This window comes from Boseongicola sp., from assembly GCF_057460485.1.
Genome location: NZ_JBVCWP010000226.1, coordinates 1 through 6,263 on the forward strand (window position 1 = coordinate 1; position 6,263 = coordinate 6,263).

The 6,263-nt window shown below is 59.1% G+C and carries 6 protein-coding genes; 1 reads left to right on the plus strand and 5 read right to left on the minus strand.

Annotated elements, in window-relative coordinates:
• The 4 genes from AC221Y_RS18590 to AC221Y_RS18605 all read right to left on the minus strand — a co-directional run.
• The coding region (locus tag AC221Y_RS18590; RefSeq protein ID WP_486707997.1) for a DUF1403 family protein at window positions 1-536 on the minus strand (536 nt) is incomplete at its 3' end.
• Between the two features lie 145 nt (window positions 537-681).
• Window positions 682-1,749, minus strand: coding sequence for a TniQ family protein (locus tag AC221Y_RS18595; protein ID WP_486707998.1), 1,068 nt, complete (start codon window positions 1,747-1,749; stop codon window positions 682-684).
• Window positions 1,746-2,681, minus strand: a complete 936-nt coding sequence (locus AC221Y_RS18600; protein ID WP_486707999.1) for a TniB family NTP-binding protein — start codon at window positions 2,679-2,681, stop codon at window positions 1,746-1,748. Before AC221Y_RS18600 ends, AC221Y_RS18595 begins: the two co-directional genes overlap by 4 nt.
• The gene (locus tag AC221Y_RS18605) at window positions 2,678-4,321 is read right to left on the minus strand and encodes a Mu transposase C-terminal domain-containing protein (RefSeq protein ID WP_486708000.1); all 1,644 of its coding nucleotides are present in this window, start codon (window positions 4,319-4,321) and stop codon (window positions 2,678-2,680) included. Before AC221Y_RS18605 ends, AC221Y_RS18600 begins: the two co-directional genes overlap by 4 nt.
• Before the next feature lie 152 nt (window positions 4,322-4,473).
• Here AC221Y_RS18605 and AC221Y_RS18610 point away from each other — a divergent pair, with 152 nt between their 5' ends.
• The gene (locus AC221Y_RS18610) at window positions 4,474-5,544 is read left to right on the plus strand and encodes a tyrosine-type recombinase/integrase (RefSeq protein ID WP_486708002.1); all 1,071 of its coding nucleotides are present in this window, start codon (window positions 4,474-4,476) and stop codon (window positions 5,542-5,544) included.
• 34 nt (window positions 5,545-5,578) lie between these two features.
• On the opposite strand, the gene AC221Y_RS18615 is transcribed toward AC221Y_RS18610, so the two are convergent.
• Window positions 5,579-6,130, minus strand: a complete 552-nt coding sequence (locus tag AC221Y_RS18615; protein WP_486708001.1) for a hypothetical protein — start codon at window positions 6,128-6,130, stop codon at window positions 5,579-5,581.
• Window positions 6,131-6,263 lie beyond the last annotated feature (133 nt).

Consider the following 6,263-nt stretch of genomic DNA (forward strand, 5'->3'; position numbering starts at 1 on the left):
AAGGTCTGCGCCAGCGCCGCATCCGCCAGAAGGAGCGCCACATGCTCCGCGCGCGGATGGTCCGACATCACCGCCTCAAGTACGGATGACGCCCGGCCGACGGGGCCACCCTGCCCCGCACCAGGTCTGCCGAGCCATACCGCGAGTTCGGTCTCAGAATAGGTCGGTAAGGCACGGTGCAGCGCGGTGACCGAGACCGGCCGTTCGACAGCCAGCCGCCAGTACTGATAGAGTTCCCCCGCCGGCCCGGGCAGATCGCCGGGCCGCAGCAAGTGGACAGCATCGCGCAGGTCTGCGGCCCGCTCGGACCGTCCCGACAGGGCCACACTGGCCTCTGCTGCGCGCAGCGCCATGCGCTCTCGTAACAAGCTCTGGGGGACGTCCGCCCGCGCCAGCACAAGATGCAGATGACCGAGCGCCGCGCCCGACAAAAACGCCACATCTTCAAGGGATTCGCCCCGTGCAGAGGTGACCCACCGTGGCATCGAGGGTAGTGTACCGTTGTCGGCATCAAGAGGGGTTAGCGCGTGCTTCATGCGCGAAGGCTACCTCTTAGCGGCGCTTTTATCCAGCATATATCTGCATAACCGCCCTGCCCTGTACGATGCCGTTATGTCCAATAAGTTTGCATTATCGGACGCGACATAATACGCTGATCCCCATGCCTGTGTCGCTTTAGTTTCATGGCCGGACTCGCCCTAAATCAGCCCGCTCGCCCTCGAAGTTTCCATTCCATCGGTGGACTGGGTTCTTGTTCAATCTCTGGACTCGTCTTGTGACGATGTCGATCGGGTCCTCTCCCTTGCCGATTGCTTCCCTGCGTCCGTAGGGTGTCCGCGGGATTGGCGCAGCACGCCTGAACAACCGCGCGGCCGCCTCTGGCATTGTCCCCACTGGAACCATTGCTGCCCCAAAGAGATCGCCCAGGATAACCAGCGTCAAGACACGCCAGCGAACGGAAAGATGTTGGAGCGGGACTGGCGCGCCTACGGCGACGCGGGCCTCAAAGGGACAGTTCCATCCCGGTTCATCGAACCAAAGCGCCAAGACAGGACGTGCAGCACCCGCCCGATCAAGCGGTGCCCATAGCGCCCGTATTGTCCGCTCCAAGAGAGCCAAGTGACCCTCATCACCATTGATGATCCGCTCGACCTGCCGCTGAAACGTCAGAGTGCCCTCTGTAAATGCCGTGTGTGCACGATCCGCCCGCGCCCCTCCCCTGCCTGTGAGAAGACACTCGCATTTGGCACAGAACACCCGGAGCAGACCCGTGCGCAACCTGAACGAAGCCCGCAGTTGGGCACCGCATTCAAGGCAGCGGCCCAGCAGCATCTCTTTGTGAACCGGGCACACAACCCGCTCGACCAGCTTCCAACCGGCCCGAATATAGGTGTCCCGCCCCGCCGCAACATCCGCATCAAAGCAGGCCAAACATACGGATACGCCGCCCCCTCCCCTACCCGAAATCCAATCGTGCGGCCGGTTGTGGTGCCGAAATTTCAATGACAGGCGTTCGAGGCGCGCAGGATCGATCCTGCAGCCCCGCGCCCAAATCTTCAGCAGTTCCGGGTCAGGCGCTGTGTCATCAATCTGGCGCAGCGTCGGTAGGGTTTCCCCCTGCCCTGCCAAATACACCGTCATATCAGGCACCTCCAAACCAAAGCGTGTCGCAACCCGCGCCATCCAAGACGAGAGTAATTCGTCACTGAATGGACGAGGTGCGACGGGAAGCCGGATCACCGCCGTCATGCCGTCACCCGCGACTGCATGTTTTTGGGCGACTGGCGGCGACCAGTCAGTGTCATAGACACCAGAGGCAACACCAGATTGTCCCCGAAGCTTTCGGCATCAAGCCTTTCCCGGCCTGAGAGGACCGCCGCCTCCGCCGCAGTCTCGATCAAACGAAATATGCGCGCCGTCACACCGGAGGTCAGCATAAGGATCCGTGCCCTGGTCGCGGCGCTGGTCAGATCGGATGGTTCACGTAGTGGCAGAATGTGCCCGAGGCTTTTCAAAAGCCCGGCAAAGACCGCATCGTTCTTCCAGGGCTTCAGATGAAAAGCTTCGAACCGCTCCGCCAGTTGGGCATCTGTCAACAGCGCTTGACGGGCAAGATCAGTCCCTGCGCAGACCAGCGGGATCCGCAAATCATTGGCCAGAAACCGTATGGCGTTGAGAAATATCCGCTGCTGGCGGAACGTACCGGCCAGCATGCCGTTCACTTCGTCGAGAATGATCATCTTCGCACCGACCGTGCGCAGCAAAGAGCGGCAAACATCTTTTTCGCGGGCCAATGTCCCTCCTGCGATTGCTGGCGCGCCCATACTGGCAAGCAATTCACGGTAAAGATCCCGTTCGATCGGCTCGGATGGTACTTGTGCAACCACCACAGGGCGACGATCAACACCGGTTACCTGACAGAACTTTGGCGGGTGATCGCGTTCAAACTTGCGGACGATCTTGGTCTTACCCATGCCAGTATCGCCATAGATCAGCAGACAGGGCATCCGGTCTCGGGTTGGGTAGGTCAGCAAGTTTTCAAGGCATCCAAGCGCCAATCCAGCCTGATCGAAGCCGATCCAGCGGTCCGCCCTGATCCAGGCAATACGCTCTGCATCCGGGAGGGCTGCGAACCGTTGATAGTTCGGATCGAGATGCGCGAACTCCCCTGCCCCGCTCACGACCACTCCTCCACTTCGAACGTGGGCACATCGAGGATGTCACCAGATTCTGCATATTTAGGGTCATTTTCCTCGATCGCACCGGTCTCGACGCCAGCCAGTGCCCGATCTCGCCGTTCCGCAAATCGTCTGGCTTCCCGCGTCTTGCTTGAAGCTGTATCAACCAAGGCCCTTTGCTCTTCGATCACTGCGAAAATGAGGTTTTCATCCTCAAGCGACCGACCCCGCTCGCGCAGAAGGGTCTGAGCGCGACGATGCTCTGCCAATGTGATCGGGGGATGCCGCAGATCGGCAAACCGCACAGGGTATCGCTGACCATCCGGGCTCCGCACAAACACTGCAGATAGATCACGCGGATCGTAGGACACGCGCAACTGTCGCCCCTGCCTGCCAGCCCAAATACTCAGGACATCGTCCCAGTATCTCAACCCGAAGAGATGGATACCATCGCGGCGCACCATACGTTCGACAGCAGGCAGAAAGTCGATCCGGAATCCTTCGGGATCATAGGGGTGTCGCAAGGGCGTATCGCGTCTCTGAACTGCCTCCTGCCAGGCCGAAATCGGCGGAACACCAAGGGACCGATGCCGCTCAGCGTGATAACGGGTGATTTCAAGCACAAACCACTGCTCCAACTCGTCCAGCGTCATCGCCGAATTCGCCACAGAGTTATAATCACCACGGTCTTTGATGTTGCTAAAGGTCGACCCGGGCAGCAAATGGGCCGCCCCCATCATTGTTCCGATCAGCCGCTCGATATGGCCCCCATAATGCGGCGATCCGATCGGTCGGTACTGCAGGGAAATCCCATGTTCTTCAGCGCCACGCCGCATTGCTTTTGAGCGGAACTCCTTGGCGTTATCGACGTGAATGGTCTCGGGCAGCCCCGCCGTCGGCCAATCCGCATCGATACCGAAACCGTCCAGCCAATCTAGTTTCGGCTGCACCAGGTGCTGAATGGCCAAAGAAACTGATAGGGCGGATGGTGGTTCCAGTGTTAGGTAAAAGCCCGCCACCATGCGGCTGGCAACGTCGATGGCCAGCGTCACCCAAGGCCTCTGCAATGGCTGGCGATGCGCACGATCTACAACGATGACATCCACCAGTGTGTGATCTATCTGGACGACCTCGAAAGCCCGCTCGATCCGATAGATTCCGGGGACAGGATGATAGCGGCTACGGGCAGCCTTGGGCCCCTCGCGGGCCGCCACTAACTCGGCAGGGTCAATCGCCGCTACACGGTCGCGTATTGAGGTCCAGCACGGGGCGCGCAAGCCCTGTTGAGCGCAACGCCTGCGCACCTCTTTGTGCAACGCATTGATGCTCGGCTTCTGACGGGACTTGAAGAAATCTTCAATCGCCTCTGAAATCACAACTTCGATCACTTCCGGAAGCCGCCGGCTGCCCGTTTGGGTCCCCGCCGTGCCTGTCAGGAGGGAACTGGTGATCGGTCGGGCTTTGTATGCTTTGATCAGATCGTAGAGGCGGGATCGCTTGAGCCCGAGTTGTCGGCAGGCGACGAGGAATTCGCGGCGATCCGGGTTGGCCATGCTCGCCAAAGGCCTGATCACCGCCTCCCGCGCAACCGCCTGTTCCCATGCCGCATCGTCTGCTGCGTTGATGTCTGAGCGATCCACCATAGTCAAAACCTACAAAAGAGTGTCTTATGTCCGATAATGAAACTATAATCTGGGAATGAAACAGAAACATGAATACAATCAAATCAATGGGTTAGAGTCCAGTAATGAAACAAAAACGACAGCCAGAAAATAACGACAAATCACGCTCCGATATGCCTAGGACCAACGAAGCAGAAGGGAGAGACCCGGCTGTAGATGCTGACTTGAACCTACCTAACGATGTGGCGGGGTCGGGTTCTCTCGACCATCTTGTAGATACAGCACGTGACTATGCGCGTCAGGCAACGGCTGAGAACACGAACAAGGCGTATGCCAAAGACTGGGCGCATTTTGCGAGCTGGTGTCGCAGGCGCGGCGCAAACGCGTTGCCTCCAAGCCCTGAACTGATTGGCCTGTATATCGCGAACTGTGCTGCGCCCGACACCGAGGCCCCTGCCCGCCCAGCACGACCGCTGTCGGTATCAACCATCGAGCGCCGCCTGTCTGGCCTTGCCTGGAACTATCAGCAGCGCGGCTTTGTCCTTGATCGCAAGGACCGGCATATCGCGACTGTTCTGGCTGGCATCCGGCGCAAGCACGCACGGCCTCCGGTCCAGAAAGAAGCGGTGTTGGCTGAAGACATCCGTGCCATGGTGGCCAGCCTGCCCTTTGATCTGCGCGGCCTTAGGGACCGTGCGATCCTGCTGATTGGCTATGCGGGTGGGCTGCGTCGCACCGAGATTGTGAGCCTTGATCATAGCCGCGATGATACACCCGATAGCGGTGGCTGGATCGAGATCGAAGATAAGGGGGCGGTGCTTTATCTGCGCGGAAAAACCGGCTGGCGCGAGGTCGAGATTGGCAGGGGATCCTCGGATCAAACCTGCCCAGTTCATGCGCTGGAGCAATGGCTGCAGTTCGCCAAGATCGACTTTGGCCCCATCTTCCGCCGGACGACCCGTGACAACAAGCGCGCCCTAGATGCGCGGCTCTCTGACAAACACGTCGCACGGCTGATCAAACAAACTGTATTGGACGCGGGCATCCGTAGTGATCTGTCCGAAAAAGATCGGCTTGCCCTGTTCTCGGGCCATAGCTTGCGGGCGGGTCTGGCTTCGAGTGCAGAGGTCGACGAGCGCTACATCCAGAAGCAACTTGGCCATGCATCGGCTGAGATGACCCGCCGGTACCAGCGGCGCAGGGACAGGTTTAGGGTGAACCTGACGAAGGCCGCGGGGCTCTGACTTTGGGCCAAGATACGACGAGCACCGGGGAAAATTACTCTGGCTGATCCAAGGCAGAAAGGAATGCCTCAATCCCCCGCTGCAAACGCGCTTTGGAGACGGCAGAGAAATCTCGCGGCAACCGCATTTCGACTTTTCCATCCGAAGCTGTCACGCGCATCTCGCCCTGAGGCAACCCGATGCGAAGCGAAGTTTTCGACATGGACTGCCCAGCTGTCTTCGCTGCTGTTTTTTTGACTGTAAATGCCCCCCGCAATATTGCCAGCTCGGCTTCCGCGTCACGAGACGGATCGGCAGCTAAGGCATCTTTAAGGTCGGAAGCGCCTCTCTGATTTGTCTCGAACAGTCGATATAGATCCAGACCAAGAGCGCGCGGGATTGCTTCGGGAAATTTCAAGGAACCGTCCAGTTCACCGATCACCTTTGCGAATTGGCGGATATAGGTTTTCTTCTGTTTGAGCGCCGACGCGTAAAGCGTGCTGACCGCATCACCGATTTCGCAACCTGTATCCTGCGCATAGGAGAGCGCGAGCTTTGCCATCTCACCAAAGGATAAATCCTTGCGGACAAGGTTCTCGTCCACCATTTTGCGATACAGGGCTTCAAGTGGTTCCCCGCGGGGAACCAGTGCTGCGGGGATCCGTGTATAGCGTGGGTCCCCGGTTTCCTATGCGAGTTCGCGAAAGGCCGTCAAACGGCGGTAACCCTGGATCACCTCG

Bases quoted from the DNA above. Each gene is read 5' to 3' on its own strand.
- AC221Y_RS18595 (WP_486707998.1), bottom strand. From the start codon at position 1,749: ATGACGGCGGTGATCCGGCTTCCCGTCGCACCTCGTCCATTCAGTGAC.
- AC221Y_RS18605 (WP_486708000.1), bottom strand. From the start codon at position 4,321: ATGGTGGATCGCTCAGACATCAACGCAGCAGACGATGCGGCATGGGAA.
- AC221Y_RS18610 (WP_486708002.1), top strand. From the start codon at position 4,474: ATGCCTAGGACCAACGAAGCAGAAGGGAGAGACCCGGCTGTAGATGCT.
- AC221Y_RS18615 (WP_486708001.1), bottom strand. From the start codon at position 6,130: ATGGTGGACGAGAACCTTGTCCGCAAGGATTTATCCTTTGGTGAGATG.